Below are 21,229 nucleotides of genomic sequence, written 5' to 3'. Positions count from 1 at the left end.
GGGAGGGAGCATCCTGATCGCGCCACGGCGTGTCAAGCTTGCGGCGCAATGCCGCATGGGGGACTTGCGTAACGCATGGGCAAGCCGCACAATCGGGAAAAATTGCACGATGATAAGGGAAATGCCGCCATGGACTTCGACTATTCCACCAAGACCGAGGCCTTGCGCGCGCGCGTCGCGGATTTCATGGCGGCGCATATCTATCCGAACGAACAGGCGCTGTTCCATACCGCGCACAGCCAGGCCGACCGCTGGCAGCCGCTCGCTTTGTTAGGCGAGATCAAGCAGAGGGCCAAAGCCGAAGGGTTGTGGAATCTGTTTCTGCCGCAGTCCGAACACGGCGCTGGGCTGACCAATATGGAATACGCGCCGCTTGCCGAAATCATGGGGCGCAGCCCGTTCGGGCCCGAGGCGTTCAATTGTTCGGCGCCGGATACCGGCAATATGGAAGTGCTGACCCGCTATGCGGCGGCGGAGCACAAGGAGCGGTGGTTGAAGCCGCTGCTGGCCGGCGAAATCCGCTCGGCTTTCGCGATGACCGAGCCGCGCGTCGCATCGTCCGATGCGACCAATATCGAGACCGAGATCCGGCGTGATGGCGATGAATATGTCATCAATGGCCATAAATGGTGGATCTCCGGCGCGCCGGATCCGCGCTGCCATGTGCTGATCGTGATGGGAAAATCAGACCCCGCCAACCCTGATCGACATAAGCAGCAATCGATGATCCTGGTGCCGTTTCCCCATCCAGGCGTCACCATGAAACGCGCCCTGCCGGTGTTCGGCGATGATGATGCGCCGCATGGCCATGCCGAGTTGATTTTCGACAATGTACGCGTGCCGGCCGCCAACATTCTGTTAGGTGAGGGCCGCGGTTTCGAAATTGCCCAGGGCCGGCTGGGGCCGGGACGGATTCACCACTGCATGCGCTCGATCGGCGTTGCCGAACGCGCGTTGGAACGCATGATCCGCCGGCTGGAATCGCGCACCGCGTTCGGCAAGCCGGTTGCCGAGCAGAGCGTCTGGCGTGAGCGCATCGCGGAATCACGGATCATGATCGATCAGGCGCGGCTGCTGACGCTGAAAGCCGCGTATATGATGGACACGGTCGGCAACAAGGGTGCGCGGGCCGAAATTGCGATGATCAAGGTGGTGGCGCCGAATATCGCATGCAAGATCGTCGATTGGGCGATCCAGGCGTTCGGCGGCGGCGGCGTTGCTGACACCTGGCTGTCGAGTTCCTACGCTCATCAGCGCACCCTGCGGCTGGCGGATGGCCCCGATGAAGTCCACCGCGACCAGTTGGCGCGGTTGGAACAGCGCCGCTATCAGAACACCGATCCGGCACGGTCGGGCGGCTATCCGAACGTGATGATCGCGGATGGCTTGTCCGAACCGGGATTGCCGCTCTGATGCGCGCAATCGTCTGCGCGGCATGGGGCGGGCCGGAGACGCTGCAGCATCGCGAGATTGCCGATCCGGTCGCACGTGAGGGTGAAGTCGTCATCAAAATTCATGCTGCGGGCGTGAATTTTCCCGATGTTCTGATTATTCAGAAAAAATATCAGGTCCAGCCGACCCTGCCGTTCACCCCGGGCGCGGAAGTGGCAGGCGAGATCGAGGCGGTTGGCGAAGGCGTGACCGACTTCAAGATCGGCGATCGCGTTCTGGCCTTGTGCTCGACCGGCGGGTTTGCTGAGAAAATCGCGCTTAATGCGCATCTGTGCGTGCCGATCCCTGACCATGTGCCCTACGATGTCGCCGCAGGCTTCATTCTGGCGTTCGGCACCTCGCACCACGCGCTGATCGATCGCGGCGGCGTCAAGCAGGGCGATACCGTGCTGGTGCTGGGTGCGGCTGGTGGTGTGGGGCTGGCGGCGGTTGAGATTGCGAAGGCGCGCGGCGCGAACGTGATTGCCGCTGCCTCGAACGATGCCAAATTGGTGATCTGCCGCGACCGCGGCGCCGATGCCACGATCAACTACAGCACCGAGGATTTGCGCGCCGCGATCAAGACGCATACCGAGGGGCGCGGGCCCGATATTATTTTCGACCCCGTCGGCGGGCGATTTGCCGAGCCGGCATTCCGCTCGATTGCCTGGCGTGGCCGGTATCTCGTCATCGGCTTTGCGGATGGTGAAATCCCCAGCCTGCCGCTTAATTTACCGTTGCTCAAAGGGGCTTCGCTGGTGGGCGTGTTCTGGGGCGATTTCGCCCGGCGCGAGCCCAAGAACCAGATCGCGATGATGCAGGATTTGTTCGCGATGTTGCAGAACGGCCAGATCCGGCCGCTGATTTCGAAGGCCTATCCGCTGGCCGACACGGCGCAGGCGCTGCAGGACATGGCGGACCGCAAGGTGACCGGCAAAATCGTGGTGGTTCCATGAAGATTTTCAAAGATCGCATCGCCGTCATTACCGGGGCGGGCAGCGGCTTCGGGCGCGAGTTTGCCCGGATTGCGGCGGCACGGGGGATGAAACTGGCGCTGGCGGATATCCAGCAGGACGCACTCGATGCCATCACCGCAGAGCTTCAAGCTGCGGGTGCTGCGGTGATCGCGCATCGGCTCGATGTTAGTGACGCCGATGCGATGGATGGGTTCGCCGCCACCGTGTTCGATACCTTTGGCCATGTGCATCTGCTGTTCAACAATGCCGGCGTCGGCACTGGCGGCTTGATCTGGGAACATTCGGTTGCCGATTGGCAATGGGTGCTCGGCGTCAATCTGTGGGGTGTAATCCACGGTGTGCGCTGCTTTGTGCCACGCATGATCGCGGGCAAACATGAAGGTCATATCATCAACACGGCCTCGGTCGCAGGGTTGCTCTCGGCGCAGACGATGGGGCCGTATAATGTTTCGAAACATGGCGTGGTCACGCTGTCCGAAACGCTGTTTCAGGATTTGCGGATCACCGGATCGAAGCTCGGCGTTACTGTGCTGTGCCCAGCCTTCGTCGATACCGGCATCAAGGATGCCGGGCGCAACCGGCCGGCGGATCTGACGAACACGACGCCGGCTACCGAGAGCCAGCGGCTTGCCGACGAACAGACGCGCAAGGCGGTGACTTCGGGGCGGCTGAGTGCTGGTGATGTCGCGGCAAAGACCTTTGCGGCGATTGAGGCTGAGCAGTTCTACTGCCTGACGCATCCCCGGATTCTGGGATCGGTCGAGTTGCGGCTTGCGGATATCCTGGCACAGCGCAACCCGACCGATCCGTTTTCCTTCAAGAAAGACGTGGCGTTTACCGCGCCGGGCTGAACCGGCTCAGAAATGCTGCCAGCCTTGCCGGGCGAAATGCAGAGGGGTGCCTGAAGCATCGTTGATGATGATGTTGCTGTGCGCGGCGGTCATCGTGCCGATCCGCGTGAGCGGCACCGTGCCGCACGCGGCGCGCAGCGCAGGCTCGGCCGTGGCGGGTGCGGCCAGGATCAATTCGTAATCATCGCCGCCGGTCAGGCGCGTTTCGAGCCAGGCATCGCCGGCAGAGCGCGCGGCGGATGATTGCGGCACCAGCGCCGCCTCAATCACCGCGCCGAGGCCTGCGTTGGTGCAGAGATGCGCGAGATCCTGGATCAGACCGTCGGACACATCGATCGCGGCATGAACCAGGCCCGCGAGCGGCAGGCCCACTCTGGGTTCGGGCAGCAGGCGGCGCGTGGAAAAAAAACTGCCCGGGTCAGCAATGTTGCCACGCGCCGCCTCCAGCCCCAGCACCGCATCGCCGATCGTGCCGGTCACGAAAATCGCATCGCCGGGCCGGGCACCGGTGCGCAGCAGCGCCGTGCCGGGTGCTACGTGCCCGATCATGGTGACCGATGTCATGATCGGCCCAGTGGTCGAGGTGCTGTCGCCGCCAAACAGCGTGATGTTATAGGTGCGCTGATCCTGCGCCAGACCATCGGCGAAATCAGCAAGCCACGCCTCCGGCGTTGCCGCGCGCAACGCCGTGGTCAGCAAATACCCGATCGGTGCGGCACCCATCGCGGCGAGATCGGACAGGTTGCGGCGGAGCAGTTTCCGGGCGACGCAATCGGGCGGATCGTCGGGCAGGAAATGGATACCTTCGATCATCTGATCGACGGTGAGCACCAATTGCCGCCCCGGCGGCGGCGACCATACCGCCGCGTCATCGGTCAGGCGGAGCGCCGCTTCGTTCGCCAGGGGCGCGAAATAACGCGCGATCCGGTCGAACTCGCTGCCGCTCACCCCGCTTCGGCCTCGGCAAAATCGTTCGGGCGCAGAATCCGGGCCATGCGGTCGAGCACGGCGTTGCCGAGTTGCACGGCGTCCTCTTTCAGGAATCCGTGGGCAACATCGAGATATTCGTTGATCACGACGCGGGGCGGCGGCCCGTCGGTCATCCATAACTCAGCACCGCCGGCGCGCAGCAGGGCGCGCAGCACCGGGTCGAGCCGCGCCATCGGCCAGGCTTCGGGCAGCAGGCTAACAATCATCGGGTCGATCACATCCTGCTGTTCGGTCGCCACACGCACGATGCGACCGAACAGCGGCGCATGCGCTTCCGGTACCCGGCCATCGGCCACGCCGGGCTTGCCGGGCAGCGCGCCGATGCGGTGGCGGATGAATTGTTCGATAACGGTTTCAGCCGTTTCGCCGTTCTGCTCGCATTGATACAGCGCCTGCACGGCGGCGACGCGTGCCAGCGTGCGCGGCCGCACGCCCTTGCCCGATGCCGCGGTCATGCCGCCCCCAGAAGGCGTGCGAGCGCGATCTGCCTGAGGCAGGCGGCGGCGGCTTCCGCACCTTTGTTAGAGCCAGTCTCGGCCGACCGCGCCTCGGCCTGGGCGATGGTATCGACCGTCAGCAGCGCGGTGCCGAGGCAGATACCGTATTGCACGGCGACGTTCATCAGCCCGTTCATGGCGGTGCTGCAGATGTAATCGTAATGATCGGTCTCGCCGCGCACGACGCAACCAAGCACGACGAAACCATCGAACGCTTGTTTGCCGCGCAGCGCGATGCGCAGGGCCTGGGGAAGTTCGTAGGCGCCGGCGACATCGATGGTCTCGACCGTGGCGTTCGCTTCGGCCAGCAGGGCCCCCGCCGCAGTGGTCATGCCATCGACGATATCGCGGTAATATGGCGCGCGGATTATCAGCACATGCGGTGCGCTACCCGGCACGACCGGCACAATGGGTGCCAGGGCATCGGCGGTGCTCATGGTGTTGCCTTGCCCTCGATCGGCAGTTGATCGACGATGTTCAACCCGTAGCCCTCCAGCCCGATAACGGCCCGCTTGTGATTCGATAACAAAATCATGTCGTGCACGCCAAGATCGGTCAGAATCTGTGCGCCGATGCCGTAGTCACGCAGCACGGTGCCGGTGCGCGCACCGCCCATGATCTGGGCGAGGCGCGTCGAGATCGCATCCGGCCTCGCCTCGCGGATCAGCACGACGACCCCCCTGCCCGCCTCGGCGATCTGTGCCATCGCGCGGCGCAGATCGCGAATATGATCGCCGCCCAGAATATCGTCGATCGTGCTGATGGCGTGCATCCGCACCAGCACCGGATCATCGGCCGCGACATCGCCCTTCACCAGCGCGAGATGCTCGACGTGATCGACGGTGTTTTCGAAACTGACCATGCGCCATTGCTGGCCGGCCCCATCGGTCAGCGCGCCATCGCCGGTCCGGCGGACCAGTTTTTCGACGCGCCGGCGATAGCCGATCAGATCGGCGATCGTGCCGAGTTTGAGGTTGTGATATTGGGCGAAACTCACAAGGTCGGGCAGCCGCGCCATCGTGCCATCTTCGTTCATGATCTCGCAGATCACGCCGGCCGGGGTGAGGCCGGCGAGCCGCGCGATATCGACCGCGGCTTCGGTGTGGCCGGTGCGCACCAGCGTGCCGCCGTCACGCGCCATCAGGGGGAAAATATGGCCGGGTGTCGCGATATCGGCAGCACTGGATTCCGGATTGATCGCGACCGCGATGGTGCGCGCCCGATCCGCCGCCGAGATGCCGGTGGTCACACCCTCGCGCGCCTCGATCGAGACCGTGAAGGCGGTTTCGTGGCGCGAACCGTTCGATTGCGCCATCATTTTAAGGCCCAGCGTCTCGCAGCGCGCCTTGGTCAAGGCGAGGCAGATCAGGCCGCGCGCGTGTTTCGCCATGAAATTCACCGCATCCGGCGTCGCGAACTGGGCGGGGATCACCAGATCGCCTTCGTTTTCGCGGTCTTCGTCATCCACCAGGATGAACATGCGCCCGGCGCGCGCTTCATCGATGATTTCCGCGGCCGAGGACAAATAGGTCTGCAGCGATGCCGTCTGCAATGCATTCATCTTGCTCTGATCCATCACGAAACCTCCGCCAGCCGCGCGACATAGCGGGCCAGCATGTCTATTTCGACGTTCACCGCATCCCCTACCGCCAGCGTGCCGAAATTGGTGACGAGTTCGGTATGCGGGATGATATTGACGCCGAAGGTGTTGCCCTCGACCTCGTTGACCGTGAGTGACACGCCATTGATCGCAACGCTACCCTTGGGTGCGATGAACCGCGCGAGCGCCTGCGGCACGCTGAACTGCCAGCGGGTCGAGCCGTGTTCCGGCGTCATCGATATCACCGTGCCCAGACCATCGACATGGCCGGACACTACGTGGCCGCCAAGTTCATCGCCCATCCGCAGGGCGCGCTCCAGATTGATCGGGCTTTGTTCGGTCCAGGCGCCGAGCGTGGTCTTGGACAAGGTCTCGCCCGAAACGTCGACCGCGAACCAGTCGCTGCCAGCCTCGATCACGGTGAGGCAGCAGCCGGAGCAATTGATCGAGGCACCGAGCGCGATCCGGTCGAGATCCGCCCAGGCGGCATTGCGATCCGGCACGCCGATCACGAAGCGCGCGTCGCGCTCGGCGGTCGGCGGGGATTTGCTGGTCAGCCGCCCGACGGCGGTGATGATCCCGGTAAACATCAGTCCTGTCTCCGATAGGTTGCCAGGCGGTCCGCACCGCTGGCATTTGCGCTCAGCATGGTCAGTCGTTTCGCGGCGGCGAGTTCCGCAACGCCGAACCCGGCGATGGCGGCAATACCGTCGCCGCCGATCACCAGGGGGGCGGTGAACCAGGCGATCTGATCGACCAGATCGGCACGCAGCAACGAGGCCGCAAGGGTGCCGCCGCCTTCGACCAATAACCGCGTGATGCCCGCGGCACCGAGTGCCCGCAGGGCCGCCTGCGGCTCGACGCCGATTTCAGCGGCGGGCACCGCGAACAGGCGTGCGCCGAGGGCAGCGAAGGCATCATGCCGGGCGGGATCGGCGCCGTCGCGATGGATGATCCAGAGCGGATGCGCGTCGGCGCCGCGCGCGAGGCGGCTGTTCAGGGGCAGGCGCAGATGGGAATCGACCACGATGCGGATCATCGGAGCCGCGCGAAACCCATCGATCCGGCAGGTCAGTTCCGGATCGTCGGCCAGCGCGGTGCCGACGCCGATCATCACGGCGTCATGCGACCCGCGCAGCGTGTGGGCGGTGCGGCGGGAGGCATCGTCGGTGATCCATTGGCTGTCGCCGGTGCGCGTCGCGATGCGGCCATCCAGCGAGGTGGCGAGTTTCAGCGTGACGAGCGGCCGGCCGTGCTCGATCAGCGAGACAAACCCGGCGTTCACCGCCAGCGCCGCGGGCATCCCGACACCCTCGGTCACCTCGATGCCGGCCGCGCGCAGCATGGCGAGTCCCGCCCCGTTCACCCGTGGATCGGGGTCGCGCATCGCGACGACGACGCGCGCCACCCCGGCATCGATCAGGGCTTGCGCGCAGGGCGGCGTGCGGCCGTGATGCGCGCAAGGTTCCAGCGTGACATATACAGTTGCACCGCGCGCCGCGGCACCGGCCATCGCCAGCGCCTGCGTCTCGGCATGCGGCCGCCCGCCGGTCGCCGTGCGGCCACGCCCCACGACCCGGCCGGCGTTGACGATGACGCAGCCGACGCTCGGGTTGGGTGCGGTCTCGCCCAGGCCGCGCCGTGCCAGGCCGATCGCCGCGGCCATGCAATCGGCATCGGTCATTTCGGCGGGTCCATCGCGCCGAGGAAGGTCTTGAAATCCTTGGCTTCGCGGAAGTCGCGATAGACCGAGGCGAAGCGGACATAGGCGACCGCATCGACCTCTTTGAGCGTGTCCATCACCAGTTCGCCGATCGCGGTGGAGGCAATTTCGGCATCGCCGGAGGCTTCGAGCTTGCGAACGATGCCGTTGACGATCCGCTCGATCCGCTCGTCCTCGACCGGGCGTTTGCGCAGGGCGATCCGCACTGAACGGGCCAGCTTGTCGCGGTCGAAGGCGACCCGGCGCTGATCGGCCTTGACCACGACCAGTTCGCGCAGTTGCACGCGCTCCACCGTCGTGAAGCGCTGGCTGCATTGCGGGCAGAACCGCCGGCGGCGAATCGCACTGCCGTCTTCGCTCGGCCGGCTATCCTTGACCTGCGTATCGGCCTCGCCGCAGAACGGGCAACGCATCGGGCTTTACCGATAGATCGGAAAACGCTTGCAGAGTTCCAGCACTTTCGCACCGACGGCGGCTTCGACCGCGCTGTTCGCGCCATCGTTCGAGGCCGACAACCCATCGAGCACCTCGACGATATATTGGCCGACCAGGCGGAATTCGGCGGCACCGAAGCCGCGGGTGGTCGCGGCCGGCGTGCCGAGACGAATGCCGGAGGTCACGGCCGGTTTCGCCGGATCGAACGGGATGGCATTTTTATTCGCTGTCATGTGCGCGCGCTCGAGCGAGGCTTCGGCAGCCTTGCCGGTGACGTTTTTCGGCCGCAGATCGACCAGCATCAGATGCGAATCGGTGCCGCCTGTGACGATGTCGACGCCGCCTTCGACCAGCGTCGCGGCGAGCACCTTGGCATTTTCCGCCAGGGCTTTCTGATAGGCGCGGAACTCGGGGCGCAGTGCCTCGCCGAAGGCGACCGCTTTCGCCGCGATCACATGCATCAGCGGGCCGCCCTGCAGGCCGGGGAACACCGCGGAGTTGAACTTCTTGCCGAGATCGAGGTCGTTGCTCAGGATCATGCCGCCGCGCGGACCGCGCAGAGTCTTGTGGGTCGTGGTGGTGACCACATGGGCGTGCGGCAACGGCGAGGGAAACACGCCGGCTGCGACGAGGCCGGCGAAATGGGCCATGTCGACCATGAAATAGGCGCCGACTTCATCGGCCACTTTGCGGATGCGGGCGAAGTCGATCACGCGGGGATAGGCTGAGCCGCCGGCGATGATGATGCGCGGCTTGTGTTCGCGCGCCAGGCTTTCGAGTTCCTCGTAATCGAGCACGCCGTCTTCGCGGCGCACGCCGTATTGCACCGGTTTGAACCATTTGCCGGACAGGTTCGGCGCCGCGCCATGGGTCAGATGACCGCCCGCCGCGAGCGACATGCCGAGAATGGTGTCGCCCGCGTTCAATAGCGCCAGAAACACCGCCTGGTTGGCCTGCGCGCCGGAATGGGGCTGGACGTTCGCGTATTCGCAGCCGAACAACTGCTTCGCCCGGTCGATCGCGAGTTGTTCGGCGATGTCGACCGCGGCACAGCCGCCGTAGTAGCGCTTGCCGGGATAGCCTTCGGCATATTTGTTGGTCAGCACCGAGCCCTGGGCTTCGAGCACGGCGCGCGAGACGATGTTTTCCGAGGCGATCAGTTCGATGCCGTCCTGCTGGCGCGCCAGTTCCTGGGCGATCGCGGCGGCGAGATCGGGGTCGGTTTCCGCGAGGGATGCGTTGAAAAACCGGTCCATACTGGCAATCGGGGTCTGCTGGTTCATCGGGTCCGCTCCGGGTTGAGTTTCGCGAGCCGCAGATCGTGCCGCCCACCTTGATAATCGGTCGAAAGGAAGGCGTGCAGCGCATCGAGCGCCACGACCTCACCGGTGATGCGCGCACCGAGGGCGAGCATATTGGCGTTGTTGTGCGAGCGTGACAACCGCGCTTCGGTCGCGTCATGCGCCTGGGCGCAGCGGATGCCGGCGTGGCGGTTGGCAGCGATCGCCATGCCGATGCCCGAGCCGCAGACCAAAAGGCCGAGGTGTGCGTCGCCCGCCTCGATCCGGTCGCTCACCGCGTGCGCGATATCGGGGTAGTCGACGCTGGCGGGGCCGTTGGTACCGCAGTCGATCACGGTCCAGCCGGCATCGCGGGCCGCCTGGGCCAGCGTGTCTTTCAGGGCGTAGCCGGCGTGATCGGCGCCAACGATCAGGGTTTTCGCGATGCTCATCGCGCGGCTTTAGCACGCGGACCGTTTGGGGTGAAACAGGCCTTATTGCGCGGGCAGATGTGCCAGGATCAGCGGCCAGAACGAGACAGAACTTGCGCAATCCGCCGCTTCGCGCGATGGCGTGATCACGGCCAGATACGAGGAGTTTTAGCATGATCACCGGCAGTTTCCCGACCACACGCCTCCGGCGCAACCGCGTCGATGCCTGGACCCGCCGGATGGTGGCCGAAACCACCCTGTCGGTCGATAATCTGATCTGGCCGATTTTTGTCCGCGCGGGCGATGGCGAACCGACGCCGGTGAGTTCGATGCCCGGTGTGGTGCGGGTCGGGCTCGATCGGCTGGCCGCGCATGTGGAGGAAGCGGCGAAGCTCGGGATTCCGGCGATCGCGCTGTTTCCCGCCACACCCACGGCATTGAAAGACGCGGAAGGCACCGAGGCGCTCAATCCCGACAATCTGATCTGCCAGGCGGCGAGGCTGCTGAAGGCGGAGTTTCCCGATCTGGGGTTGATCGGTGATGTGGCGCTCGATCCTTATACCGATCATGGCCATGACGGCGTGCTGCGGGATAATTATGTCGCGAACGACGAATCGGTCGAGATTCTCGAGCGTCAGGCGGTCAACCAGGCTCAGGCCGGGATCGACATCATCGCACCGTCGGACATGATGGATGGTCGGATCGGCAGTATTCGCGCCGCACTCGATAGCGAAGGGCTGATCCATACCAGGATCATGAGCTACGCGGCCAAATACGCCTCGGCGTTCTATGGCCCGTTTCGTGAGGCGCTGGGATCGAACGCGGCGCTGCGGGGTGACAAGAAGACCTACCAGATGAACCCGGCGAATTCCGACGAGGCGCTGCGCGAGGTCGCGATGGATCTCGACGAGGGCGCCGATATGGTGATGGTCAAGCCCGGGATGCCGTATCTCGATATCGTGCGCCGGGTGCACGACACGTTCCATGTGCCGGTATTCGCCTATCAGGTGTCGGGCGAGTACGCGATGCTGGCGTCGGCAATGGAGTTGGGTCTGATCGACCGCGAGCGGGGAATATTGGAAACCCTGCTCGGCTTTCGCCGCGCAGGGGCTTCAGGCGTGTTGACCTATTTCGCGGTCGAGGCCGCGCGACTGCTGAAGGCCTCGGCCGGCTGAACGATCGAACCATCCAGGGGCATAGCCCCTGGATTTTCCGTTCAGATGCGGCGACGGCCGCCAACCAGAGCGTGGTAGATCACCAGAACCACCACCGCGCCGATCACCGCCACGATCAGACTATAAATGTTGAAGCCGGTGACGCCGACGCTGCCGAAGGCATTGAAAATGAATCCACCGACGATCGCACCGATGATGCCGAGCACCATGTCGAGCACGATACCCTCACCCTGCTTGTTGACCAGTTTGCTGGCGATAAAGCCCGCGATCAGGCCCAGAACGAGCCATGCAATAATACCCATGTGAAGTTATCCCTTTGTCAGTTTGAAAAACGGCCGCCGACCGGCCCCGGCCGGTGGCAGCCATCGTCAGGAAAAAGCCCGGTTCAGCGCTTGACGGCGTCGCGAACCTTGTCCTTGGCTTCGCCAACTTTGCCTTGAGCCTTGCCGGCAATCTGCTCGGCCTTGCCTTCGGCTTCGGTCTGCTTATTGCCGGTCACCTTGCCGACGGCTTCCTTGACACTGCCTTTGACTTGCTTGGCGGCGCCTTCAACGCGATTATGGTCGACCATTGCTTCGCTCCTTGTCTCTGTTGTGCAGGGCCGGATCGAACCGGCCTTTCGTGCATCACAGATAGGCGAGCGAGCAAACGGATCGAGAGTGCGCCATCATGATTCTGGTAATATTACCAAAACAACATGACCCGTTCAGGCCATGCCGAGCGCGCGCCGATAGACATCGATCAGCATTTCCTGTTCCTCGACCTCGGCGGGTTCCTGCTTGCGCATACGGATCAACTGACGCAGCACTTTGACATCGAACCCGGCGGACTTGGCCTCGGAATAGATATCCTTGATGTCGGACGCCAGAGCCTTGCGCTCTTCTTCGAGGCGCTCGATGCGCTCGACGATGCTCTTCAACCGATCGGCGGCAATATTGCCGGTGGTCGCGTGGTCTGCGGTCGCCTGGTCAGCGGTATCGAATGCCATCGGGGATCTCCAGCCTGAGGGGAGCGGGCGGGATAGAGCCGCGCCGCGACCCGGTCAATGGCCTGTTGATCGGCCTTGGGGGCTCAATGACCGGACTTGGCCGCTGCGGCAAACGCAGCCTGCTGCGCCGGTGATGCGCCTTTTTGGTGCAGTGCCTGCCATTCCTTGTAGGGCATGCCGTACACGATTTCGCGCGCTGCCGGATCGGCGATGTCGATGCCGCGCTCGGCAGCCTCTTCGCGATACCAGCGGGAGAGGCAATTGCGGCAGAACCCGGCCAGGTTCATCAGGTCGATATTCTGTACGTCGCTGCGCTCGCGCAGATGCGCGACCAGGCGGCGAAACGCGGCGGCTTCGAGTTCGGTGCGGGTTGCATCGTCGATCGTGGTCATGTCCATAACGTCCATCTCCTTACCGGTGCGGCGTGTGGTCAGGGCCGCACTTGTTTGCCATACGGTGGTCTAGCAGAACCAGCGCTCCAGCGCGACCAAAGGGGACAAAAATGGCATCTCGGCTCAGGCGGCACCGGCGCACCAAAATCATCGCGACCCTCGGCCCGGCAAGCTCCACGCTCGAAATGCTCGGGCAGTTGTTCGAGGCGGGGGCCGATGTGTTCCGGCTCAATTTCAGTCACGGCAGCCATGAGGATCACGCAGCGCGGATCGAGATGATCCGTGCGCTGGAGCATAAGTTTGACCGGCCGATCGGGATTCTGGCGGATATTCAGGGCCCGAAGCTGCGCGTCGGCCAGTTCCGCGGCGGGCGCATCCAGTTGCAGACCGGTTCGGAGTTCCAGCTCGACCTCAACCCCGCGCCCGGCGATACGCGCCGCGTCAATCTGCCGCATCCCGAGATCATCGCGGCGGCCAGCATCGGGGCCACGCTGCTGCTCGATGACGGCAAGCTGCGCCTGCGCGTGCTGCGCAAACGCGAGGATCATCTGCTGACCGAAGTGGTCAACGGCGGCCCGTTGTCGGACCGCAAAGGTGTCAACGTGCCGGATGTGGTGCTGCCGATTCCGGCGCTGACCGCGAAGGACCGGATCGATCTGGAATTCGCCTTGCAGCATGGCGTCGAATACATCGGCCTGTCCTTCGTGCAGCGCGCCGAAGACGTGCTGGAAGCCAAGGCGATCGCGGCCGGCCGCGCCCTGATCATGACGAAGATGGAAAAACCGCAGGCGCTCGATAATCTCGATGCGATCATGGATGCATCGGATGCCGTGATGGTCGCGCGCGGCGACCTCGGCGTGGAGTTGCCGCCCGAGGAAGTGCCGATCGCGCAGAAGCGGATCATCCGCGCGGCGCGCTCGCGCGGCCTGCCGGTCGTGGTGGCGACGCAGATGCTGGAAAGCATGATTTCCGCCCCCGCACCGACCCGCGCCGAAGCCTCGGACGTTGCGACCGCGGTGTTCGACGGGGCGGATGCCGTGATGCTGTCGGCCGAAAGCGCCGCCGGCCAGTATCCGCGTGAAGCGGTGAACATGATGGACCGGATCATCGCGCGGGTGGAGCGCGACGAGGACTGGCGCCTCGGCATCGATGCCAAACGCCCCGATCCCGAGCATTCATCGGCCGATGCGATCGCTCGCGCGGCCGACCAGGTGGCCCATACCATCGGCGCGCGCGCGATCGCCGCGTTCACCAGTTCCGGGGCCAGCGGCCTGCGGGTGGCGCGCGAGCGGCCGCATTGCCCGGTGATCGGCCTGACACCCTCGATGGATACCGCCCGGCGGCTCGCGCTGGTGTGGGGCGTGCATGCCTTGGTGACCGAGCAGGTGTTTTCGATGACCGACGCCGTCAACCTCTCGGTGCGGCTGGCCCGCCAGGAGGGTTTCGTTCAGCCGGGCGAGGAGCTCGTGGTGGTGGCCGGCGTGCCGTTCGGCGAGAGCGGTAGCACGAATGCATTGCGGGTCGCCAAGGTGTAGCGCCTGGGTTGCTTCGGTCCAACGACCACGGCAGTATGGGGCAAACTCAACGAGGGAACGACCATGATCACGATTTCAGTGCTGTATCCGCAAACCGCCGACGCCACCTTCGACATGGCCTATTATCACGCGACTCATATGAAGATGGTCCATGACCTCTGGGGCTCGATGGGTCTGCACGGCGCACGCGTGATGAAGGGCGTGCCCGGTCCGGACGGTGCCGCACCCCAATTCGGTGTGATCACGCTGCTCGAATTCGAGAGCATGGCGGCGTTTGGCAAGGCAGCGGCGGCGCACGGCGCTGCGATTATGGGCGATGTGCCGAACTTCACCAATGTGACACCGGTGCTGCAGTTCAACGAGGCCGCGAGCTGAACGCCATAATTTACTTTACTTTTCGATAGTTCCAAGACTAAGTGAAGGCGGTCGGGACAATGCCCGGCCGCTTCGGTTTATTGTGTGGGGATTTTTATGCGCCGTACCGCCAGCCGCATCGCCTTCGGCCTCATCGCCGCGACCTTCATGGGCGGCAACGCCATGGCTTGCATGGTGCCCAGCACGCAGCAGGCGCTCGACGTCATCGGCCTGAAGAGCACGCTGATGGTCAGCGCCCTCACCTGCGACCAGCGCAGCGATTACGATACCTTCATGACCAAGTTTCACGCGCATATTCTGGACGAGCAGCATTCGGTGGATGCTTATTTCCGTGAGGAACATGGCCGGCTGTTCCATACTTATGAGGATAGTTACGTGACCAGCCTTGCCAATGTGCAATCCTCGGCGGGGATTCACGAAGGCAGCGAATTCTGCAATCAGAGCAAGACACTGTTCGGCCAGGTCCTTGCGCTGAATTCGCAATCCCAACTGGACGATTTTGCCCGCCAGACGCCGGCGATTCAGCCGATTGTGGTGCTCGAATGCGGCATCGTCGAAAGCAGCGCGTTCCGCCGGATGGAGCGCCTCGCGCCGAAGCCGTGACCTTGCTGGCCGGCGCGCCCAATTTTCGTGCCGTCGATGCCTTGCCCGCAAGCGGCGGGCGCAGGCTGCGGCACGGGATGGTTTATCGATCAGGTGCGTTATCGGCACTGACCGATACCGATATCGCAGCGATCGAACCGCTCGGCATCAAGCTGGTATGTGACCTGCGCAGTGCTGCGGAGCGCCGGCGGTTTCCGACTCTCTGGCCCGGGCTCGCACCCGCCCGAACCATCGCGATGCCGGCCGAAACCGACCGGGAAGCCGGCATGCAACCGCTGATCGACCGGTTGGCGCATGAACCTGGTCCGGACGGCGCGCGGCGGGCGATGCTCGACCTGTACGCATCATTGCCACGCCTGCTCGCACCGGCGCTGCAGGCCACACTCGAGGCCGCCGCGAGCGGCTGGGGCGTGCCGATGCTGCTGCATTGCCACGTCGGCAAGGACCGGACCGGCGTTGCGGTCGCGTTGATTCTGACCGCGCTGGGAATTGAACCGGCGGCCATTGCGGCCGATTACCGTGAGACCGCCAACCGGATCGACATTGCGGTTGAAACCCGCCACTTCGCACGGACCTTGGGAACGGTGCTAGGGCGTGTCATCGATCCGGGCACGCTGGATCAGTTGGGCCGCACCGATCCCGCCTATCTCGACGCCGCGTTCGCCGCAATCGACCAGACCTGGGGCGGACCCCAGGGGTATTTCGATGCCATCGGCATTACCGCCAGCGGCCGGGACCGGCTCCAGTCGCTGTTGCTGGCATAAAAAACCCCGGCCGAGGCCGAGGTTTTTCAAAGTCATTCGAGCGAAAATCAGTTCAGGATGATTTCCACGCGGCGGTTCTGCGGCTCGCGCACGCCAGGGCCCGTCGGGACCAGCAGATGCGTCTCGCCGTAGCCCTTGATCACGATGTCGCTCTTCGGCACGCCATCGGTCACCAGCTGGGCGGCGACGTTGTCGGCACGGCGGTACGACAGCTTCTCGTTGTAGGCCGGCGTACCCGAGGTATCGGTGTAACCGTTCACGTTCAGGCTGGTCACATGAGTGGTCTGCGATGCCTTTGCGGCCTCGGCCACGATCTGCGTCGCACGCGGGGTCAGGTCGGCCTTGTTCCAGTTAAAGAACACCAGATAGGTCCGCGCCGGCGCTGGAGCCGGAGCTGCAACCGGGGTCGGCGCCGGCGCCGGCGGCGCTGGGGGCATCGGTGCGAACAATTCGTAGTTCAAGCCGACCAGAACCATGTTGTTGGAATCTGACCCGACCTTGAACGTCGCTGGAACGCCGCCTTCAGTGCCCTTGTAATGTTCATTGCCGACCGTCGCGAGGTAGCGATACTGCACGGTGGCGGACAGGCCGATTGCGCCCGGTATTGGGAACGACAGCCCGACGATCGCCTGATAGGCGAAAGCACCGGGTGTGCTGTTGATATAGGCACCGTTCGCCGGCGTCTTCACGTTGCGCAGATCCAAGAACTGGTAACCCACGCCGGCGCCGATGAAGGGGTAGATATAAGGGCTGCTGATATCGAAATCGTATAACCCGTTCAGCATCGCACCGTATTTGCGTTCGGTTCCGCTCGCAGGGACCTGCCCGGTTGCACTGTCGACTTTGTGGGCCTGGTTATCGAAGTAATCGCCTTCGAGTTCGACCCGAAACCCGTTGCCAAAGCCGTAACCCACCGACGCCTCGCCGGTGAAGCCATTTTTGAACAGAGTGCGCTCATGCAGGTTGGTCTCGACACCTCCGATCGCGTAGCCTTTGGTCTCGCGGCCGTTCATGACATTGTAACCGATGCCCGCGCTCACGTAGGCGCCGGTGACCGGTTGGGCACTGGCGGCGATCGGCAACAGGAACATGCCCGCGACAACACTGCTCGCCATCAACATTTTGCGGAACTTCATTTGCCGTCTCCTGATTTTCTGTCATGATCCCGCGCCGACGCGACGCCTCACGCTTCGCATAGATAGCATTGCACCAGCGCCAAATCAGGGTTGGCCGCAGGGTCCTGCGGGATTTGAACGCGGCGTTGCACCCACGCCACACGCAACCATGCCGATTTATCGATCCCCCATAAAAAAACCCCGGCCGAGGCCGGGGTTTTTCAAAGTCATTCGAGCGAAAATCAGTTCAGGATGATTTCCACGCGGCGGTTCTGCGGCTCGCGCACGCCTGGGCCCGTCGGGACCAGCAGATGCGTCTCGCCGTAGCCCTTGATCACGATGTCGCTCTTCGGCACGCCATCCGTTACCAGCTGGGCGGCAACGTTGTCGGCACGGCGATACGACAGCTTCTCGTTGTACGCCGGAGTGCCCGAGGTATCGGTGTAGCCGTTCACGTTAAGGCTGGTCACGTGCGTCGTCTGCGATGCCTGAGCGGCCTCGGCCACGATTTGTGTCGCACGCGGCGTCAGGTCGGCCTTATTCCAGTTGAAGAACACCAGATAGGTCCGTGCCGGGGCCGGGGCCGGGGCTGCAACCGGGGTCGGCGCAGGAGCAGGCGGTGCAGGGGGTGCCGGCGGGAACAGCTCATAGCTCATCCCGACCAGGACCATGTTGTTGGAATCGCGACCGACCTTGAAGGTCGCCGGGATGCCGTCCTGAATGCCCTTGTAATGCTGGCTGCCGATGGTCGACATATAGCGGTACTGAACATTCGCCGACAAGCCAGGCGCGCCCGGGATCGGGAACGACAAACCGACGATGCCCTGATAGGCGAACGAGCCCGGCGTGCCATTAATATAGCTACCGGTGCCCGGAATGTTCACGTTACGCCAGTCGAGGAACTGATAGCCGGCGCCAACGCCGACAAACGGATAAACGTAAGGAATGCCAACATCGAAGTCATACAGCGCATTCACCATCGCGCCGAACTTTTTTTCATTGCCGCTGGCAACGAACTGCGACGGCCCAACATCGAGCTTCTTGACTTGGTTGTTGAAGTAATCGCCTTCGAGTTCAACACGGAAACCATTGCCGAAACCGTAACCGACCGATGCTTCACCAGTAAAGCCGTTGCTGAACAAGGCCTTCGCGCCGAGGTTGGTGCTGACGCCGTCGATCGCGACGCTCTTAACCTTGCGGCTGTTGAGCATGTTGTAGCCAAGACCGGCACTGACATAGGGGCCGGTGACCGGCTGTGCCTTCGCGGCGATCGGCAGAAAGGCCGGCGCCACAATAAAGGTAGCCGCAAGCAGGGTTGTGCGGAATCTCATCTGTTGTCTCCTCGTGCGCCCGGACCCGTGTTGAAACATTCGAACCGGCGATACCAAACGATGCAGTCTACTTAGCACCGCGAACGTCATGGGAGGAGGTGCAGCGCATCGTGTTCGGCAGTGATTCACTTGATTTCAAAAGGCTGTGGCAGACAAGTCACATAATCGAAGCACACCGTGCCTATTATGACAGAATAGTAACCGAAGCAACCGAAAAACTGGTCTCGCATAAAAAAACCCCGGCCGAGGCCGGGGTTTTTCAAAGTCATTCAAGCGAAAATCAGTTCAGGATGATTTCCACGCGGCGGTTCTGCGGCTCGCGCACGCCAGGACCGGTCGGGACCAGCAGATGCGTCTCGCCATAGCCCTTGATCACGATGTCGCTCTTCGGCACGCCATCCGTCACCAGCTGGGCGGCGACGTTGTCGGCACGGCGATACGAGAGCTTCTCGTTGTAGGCCGGTGTACCCGAGGTATCGGTGTATCCGTTCACGTTCAGGCTGGTCACGTGCGTCGTCTGCGATGCCTGAGCGGCCTCGGCCACGATTTGTGTCGCACGCGGCGTCAGGTCGGCCTTGTTCCAGTTGAAGAACACCAGATAGGTCCGTGCCGGGGCCGGGGCCGGGGCTGCAACCGGGGTCGGCGCAGGAGCGGGCGGCGGCGGCGGTGCCGGCGGGAACAGCTCGTAACGGGCACCGAGCAGGATTTCGTGATTGCCCGAGTGACCAACGCCGATAAAGGTGTTCGGCACACCGGTGTCGTTGTACTTACGCTGATGTGTCAGTTCGGTGTACTGATACTGCGCTGTCAGAGCAAGGCCGGGAACCTGCGGGATGTTGTACGCAACGCCCGCGCCGACATCGAATGCGAAGCTGCCATAGGTGCCGCTGTAGCTGTCACCATAGGGGGCCGGCACGCCGATGTGCTGGAACTTCTGCCACTCGTAGCCGACACCGCCGCCGACGAAGGGTACGAAATTCGTGCCGGTCGGAATGTCATAATAGCCATTCAGCAAGACGCCGTAGGTGTTGACGCCGCCATGCACGCGGTTGTTGCCGTTGAAATTGTCATCGGCTTTGACGGCGCTGTTGCGGAAGAAATTGCCATCGAGCTCGACGCGAAACCCGTTGCCGAGGCCATAACCCACACCGATCTGGCCGGCGTAGTCGGGGCGGAACACGAAATGACCGGTCTGGCCGCCGTTCGGCTGAGCGTACGTATACTTCTGGGTCTGCATCAGGTTGGTGCCAAGACCAAGGTCCACGTAGGGACCCGTAACCGGCGCCGGGCCGCCTGCCATCTGGGCATGCGCCATCGGCGCAGCCGCGACGATTGCTGCACCGCAGGTTGCGGCAAACAGTATTGAGCGATAATTCATAAAGCCTCCATTCGTTAACATCGTTCGGCAGGAATTTGGAACGTCCAGCGTAGGTTACAATAATCTGATCTACTTCTGATACGCTCTTGTCAATTAAGATCTTGTCACGTCAGCGGTATTTACAATTTGATGCATTCAAGACACCGTCGATCAACCACCGCCGCACCCGATCAACCGGAATGTCACTGCCGCATCACCGACCACCGTGGCACCCGGTTCGGAGCGGATCAGCCATCCGCGAAACAGAGGGGTATCCCCGGTTGACGATGCATTTCCGTCCACAGGTTTCGACGTGACGGTCAGAAACGTTGCAGCATCAGACGTCATGTCCTTCGGCCGGACAACACAGGCGCCCACCTCGATCGACAACCTGCCCTCAGACGTGCTCGAGCCTACCGGCACATTAATCCGGTGAACTGCGCCATCTTCCTTGTCGAGCACGTCGAGCAACGCCGCAGCGCGCTGATCCCAGATCGGTTTTATTTGTGCGGGCGCGCCGCCGGACCCGTTTGGCGAACCGCCCGCCGTGACCGGTAACTGACCCGGTACGGCCGCATCCGGCGGGGGCGCGGTCAGTGTACCAACCGGCAAATTCGGCGCGGGCAGATCGGGGGCGGGTAGTGATTGCGCCTGAGATGGTGCCGGTGATGGCGGCACCGGCGCCGGCAATGGTGCATTCGGCGTTGCGATGATTGAAGGTGACAACGGCACCGGCGCCAGGCTGGCCGGCTGGTTATTCTGCGCCCCTGCCCACGGCATCGCTGCCAGCAGCACCGCCCCCATCCCCAGCGCGGCCTTGTGGATCACGGTGCTTTGGCACCCGGGGTCAACCCGGGCAGGCTCGTCTTCGTGCCAGCCGCAGGCGGGCTCGCGTCTGGCTGGCCAGACTTGCCCTTGGCGGCGGTGCTGGCGAAATTCGCCGCACTGAAGACGAATTTACCAAGTAGGGACTCGATGTTGATCGCCGATTGCGTCACCACAATCGCGCCATCCGGCTTCAGCATCGTATCAGACCCGCCAGGCGCGATCGATAGATAGTCCCCCCCAAGCAACGAAGCGCTTTCGATCGCGGCGCTGCTGTCCTTCGGGATTTTGACGCCGGGATCGATGTCGAAATCGACGATCGCGGCGTAGGTCGCCTTGTTGAGCGTCGTTGCGGCGACCTTGCCGACCGTCACACCCGCAATCTTTACCGGCGAACCGACCTTCAAGGGGCCGATACTGCCGAACTGGGCGTGCAGCATATAGCCATCGCTGGGCTGAGTATGTGTGCGGGAGAAAGCGAAAACCAGGAAGGCGACCACCGCGACAAGAACGGCCAGACCGGCGATTATTTCGGAAAAACGGCTCTGCATCTG

At 63.4% G+C, this 21,229-nt stretch carries 26 protein-coding genes; 8 read left to right on the top strand and 18 right to left on the bottom strand.

All coding sequences use genetic code 11. The features are described 5' to 3' along the window. Positions 1-129 precede the first annotated feature (129 nt). The 3 genes from BW994_RS04955 to BW994_RS04945 are packed head-to-tail and all read left to right on the top strand — an operon-like array spanning position 130 to position 3,259. Positions 130-1,413 carry an acyl-CoA dehydrogenase family protein gene (locus BW994_RS04955; RefSeq protein WP_029310580.1) on the top strand — a complete coding sequence of 428 codons (1,284 nt, stop codon included), beginning with the start codon at positions 130-132 and terminating at the stop codon, positions 1,411-1,413. After that, on the top strand, positions 1,413-2,387 hold the full coding sequence (locus tag BW994_RS04950) for an NADPH:quinone oxidoreductase family protein (RefSeq protein WP_029310579.1): 975 nt from the start codon (positions 1,413-1,415) through the stop codon (positions 2,385-2,387). Before BW994_RS04955 ends, BW994_RS04950 begins: the two co-directional genes overlap by 1 nt. After that, positions 2,384-3,259, top strand: a complete 876-nt coding sequence (locus BW994_RS04945) for an SDR family oxidoreductase (RefSeq protein WP_029310578.1) — start codon at positions 2,384-2,386, stop codon at positions 3,257-3,259. The genes BW994_RS04950 and BW994_RS04945 overlap by 4 nt, the downstream gene beginning before the upstream one ends. Before the next feature lie 6 nt (positions 3,260-3,265). Here the strand turns inward: BW994_RS04945 and thiL are convergent, their stop codons facing one another. The 9 genes from thiL to rpiB are packed head-to-tail and all read right to left on the bottom strand — an operon-like array spanning position 3,266 to position 10,236. Then, complete coding sequence (gene thiL / locus BW994_RS04940; RefSeq protein ID WP_029310577.1) at positions 3,266-4,207, bottom strand: thiamine-phosphate kinase; 942 nt, start codon at positions 4,205-4,207, stop codon at positions 3,266-3,268. Next, positions 4,204-4,704 (bottom strand): transcription antitermination factor NusB, encoded by a 501-nt coding sequence (gene nusB / locus BW994_RS04935; protein ID WP_029310576.1) that lies wholly within the window; start codon positions 4,702-4,704, stop codon positions 4,204-4,206. The genes thiL and nusB overlap by 4 nt, the downstream gene beginning before the upstream one ends. After that, a complete protein-coding gene (gene ribH / locus BW994_RS04930; RefSeq protein ID WP_029310575.1) occupies positions 4,701-5,183 on the bottom strand; it encodes a 6,7-dimethyl-8-ribityllumazine synthase in 483 nt (160 codons plus the stop codon). Before ribH ends, nusB begins: the two co-directional genes overlap by 4 nt. Next, positions 5,180-6,307 carry a 3,4-dihydroxy-2-butanone-4-phosphate synthase gene (ribB, locus tag BW994_RS04925; protein ID WP_029310574.1) on the bottom strand — a complete coding sequence of 376 codons (1,128 nt, stop codon included), beginning with the start codon at positions 6,305-6,307 and terminating at the stop codon, positions 5,180-5,182. Before ribB ends, ribH begins: the two co-directional genes overlap by 4 nt. A gap of 14 nt (positions 6,308-6,321) precedes the next feature. Continuing rightward, on the bottom strand, positions 6,322-6,936 hold the full coding sequence (locus tag BW994_RS04920) for a riboflavin synthase (protein ID WP_029310573.1): 615 nt from the start codon (positions 6,934-6,936) through the stop codon (positions 6,322-6,324). Further along, positions 6,936-8,030, bottom strand: a complete 1,095-nt coding sequence (gene ribD / locus BW994_RS04915) for a bifunctional diaminohydroxyphosphoribosylaminopyrimidine deaminase/5-amino-6-(5-phosphoribosylamino)uracil reductase RibD (RefSeq protein ID WP_029310572.1) — start codon at positions 8,028-8,030, stop codon at positions 6,936-6,938. The genes BW994_RS04920 and ribD overlap by 1 nt, the downstream gene beginning before the upstream one ends. Continuing rightward, entirely contained in the window at positions 8,027-8,482 is a 456-nt protein-coding gene (nrdR, locus tag BW994_RS04910) for a transcriptional regulator NrdR (protein ID WP_029310571.1), read from the bottom strand. Before nrdR ends, ribD begins: the two co-directional genes overlap by 4 nt. A 6-nt stretch (positions 8,483-8,488) precedes the next feature. Beyond that, positions 8,489-9,787, bottom strand: a complete 1,299-nt coding sequence (gene glyA / locus BW994_RS04905) for a serine hydroxymethyltransferase (protein ID WP_029310570.1) — start codon at positions 9,785-9,787, stop codon at positions 8,489-8,491. After that, the gene (gene rpiB / locus BW994_RS04900; protein WP_029310569.1) at positions 9,784-10,236 is read right to left on the bottom strand and encodes a ribose 5-phosphate isomerase B; all 453 of its coding nucleotides are present in this window, start codon (positions 10,234-10,236) and stop codon (positions 9,784-9,786) included. Before rpiB ends, glyA begins: the two co-directional genes overlap by 4 nt. A 152-nt stretch (positions 10,237-10,388) precedes the next feature. On the opposite strand from rpiB, the gene hemB reads away from it, so the two are divergent. Continuing rightward, positions 10,389-11,390, top strand: a complete 1,002-nt coding sequence (hemB, locus tag BW994_RS04895) for a porphobilinogen synthase (RefSeq protein WP_029310568.1) — start codon at positions 10,389-10,391, stop codon at positions 11,388-11,390. A 41-nt stretch (positions 11,391-11,431) separates the two neighbouring features. Here hemB and BW994_RS04890 read toward each other — a convergent pair whose 3' ends face one another. The 4 genes from BW994_RS04890 to BW994_RS04875 form a co-directional block, all read right to left on the bottom strand. Continuing rightward, positions 11,432-11,692, bottom strand: coding sequence for a GlsB/YeaQ/YmgE family stress response membrane protein (locus tag BW994_RS04890; protein WP_029310567.1), 261 nt, complete (start codon positions 11,690-11,692; stop codon positions 11,432-11,434). An 83-nt stretch (positions 11,693-11,775) separates the two neighbouring features. Further along, positions 11,776-11,961 (bottom strand): CsbD family protein, encoded by a 186-nt coding sequence (locus BW994_RS04885; protein ID WP_029310566.1) that lies wholly within the window; start codon positions 11,959-11,961, stop codon positions 11,776-11,778. A gap of 135 nt (positions 11,962-12,096) precedes the next feature. Then, the gene (locus BW994_RS04880; protein WP_029310565.1) at positions 12,097-12,378 is read right to left on the bottom strand and encodes a DUF2312 domain-containing protein; all 282 of its coding nucleotides are present in this window, start codon (positions 12,376-12,378) and stop codon (positions 12,097-12,099) included. Between the two features lie 83 nt (positions 12,379-12,461). After that, complete coding sequence (locus tag BW994_RS04875; RefSeq protein WP_029310564.1) at positions 12,462-12,776, bottom strand: DUF1244 domain-containing protein; 315 nt, start codon at positions 12,774-12,776, stop codon at positions 12,462-12,464. Between the two features lie 104 nt (positions 12,777-12,880). Here BW994_RS04875 and pyk point away from each other — a divergent pair, with 104 nt between their 5' ends. The 4 genes from pyk (at position 12,881) to BW994_RS04855 (ending at position 16,047) form a co-directional block, all read left to right on the top strand. After that, entirely contained in the window at positions 12,881-14,305 is a 1,425-nt protein-coding gene (pyk, locus tag BW994_RS04870; RefSeq protein ID WP_029310563.1) for a pyruvate kinase, read from the top strand. A 63-nt stretch (positions 14,306-14,368) separates the two neighbouring features. Then, complete coding sequence (locus tag BW994_RS04865) at positions 14,369-14,680, top strand: EthD family reductase (RefSeq protein WP_029310562.1); 312 nt, start codon at positions 14,369-14,371, stop codon at positions 14,678-14,680. Between the two features lie 96 nt (positions 14,681-14,776). After that, the gene (locus BW994_RS04860; RefSeq protein WP_029310561.1) at positions 14,777-15,283 is read left to right on the top strand and encodes a hypothetical protein; all 507 of its coding nucleotides are present in this window, start codon (positions 14,777-14,779) and stop codon (positions 15,281-15,283) included. After that, positions 15,223-16,047 (top strand): tyrosine-protein phosphatase, encoded by an 825-nt coding sequence (locus tag BW994_RS04855; RefSeq protein WP_245801511.1) that lies wholly within the window; start codon positions 15,223-15,225, stop codon positions 16,045-16,047. Before BW994_RS04860 ends, BW994_RS04855 begins: the two co-directional genes overlap by 61 nt. A gap of 47 nt (positions 16,048-16,094) precedes the next feature. Here the strand turns inward: BW994_RS04855 and BW994_RS04850 are convergent, their stop codons facing one another. The 5 genes from BW994_RS04850 to mlaD form a co-directional block, all read right to left on the bottom strand. Next, entirely contained in the window at positions 16,095-17,183 is a 1,089-nt protein-coding gene (locus BW994_RS04850) for an OmpA family protein (protein WP_029310559.1), read from the bottom strand. Positions 17,184-17,404: 221 nt separating this feature from the next. Further along, positions 17,405-18,493, bottom strand: a complete 1,089-nt coding sequence (locus tag BW994_RS04845) for an OmpA family protein (RefSeq protein ID WP_029310558.1) — start codon at positions 18,491-18,493, stop codon at positions 17,405-17,407. Between the two features lie 280 nt (positions 18,494-18,773). Continuing rightward, on the bottom strand, positions 18,774-19,871 hold the full coding sequence (locus BW994_RS04840) for an OmpA family protein (RefSeq protein ID WP_076454383.1): 1,098 nt from the start codon (positions 19,869-19,871) through the stop codon (positions 18,774-18,776). A gap of 150 nt (positions 19,872-20,021) precedes the next feature. Further along, entirely contained in the window at positions 20,022-20,678 is a 657-nt protein-coding gene (locus BW994_RS04835) for a DUF2155 domain-containing protein (protein ID WP_051657122.1), read from the bottom strand. After that, positions 20,675-21,226 (bottom strand): outer membrane lipid asymmetry maintenance protein MlaD, encoded by a 552-nt coding sequence (gene mlaD / locus BW994_RS04830; protein ID WP_035227800.1) that lies wholly within the window; start codon positions 21,224-21,226, stop codon positions 20,675-20,677. The genes BW994_RS04835 and mlaD overlap by 4 nt, the downstream gene beginning before the upstream one ends. Positions 21,227-21,229: the final 3 nt, after the last annotated feature.

Origin of the sequence: Acidiphilium rubrum (genome assembly GCF_900156265.1) — a bacterium.
GTDB lineage: Bacteria > Pseudomonadota > Alphaproteobacteria > Acetobacterales > Acetobacteraceae > Acidiphilium > Acidiphilium rubrum.
The sequence above is the reverse complement of the archived record's forward strand: the minus strand, read 5'-3'. Positions and strand labels throughout refer to the sequence as shown.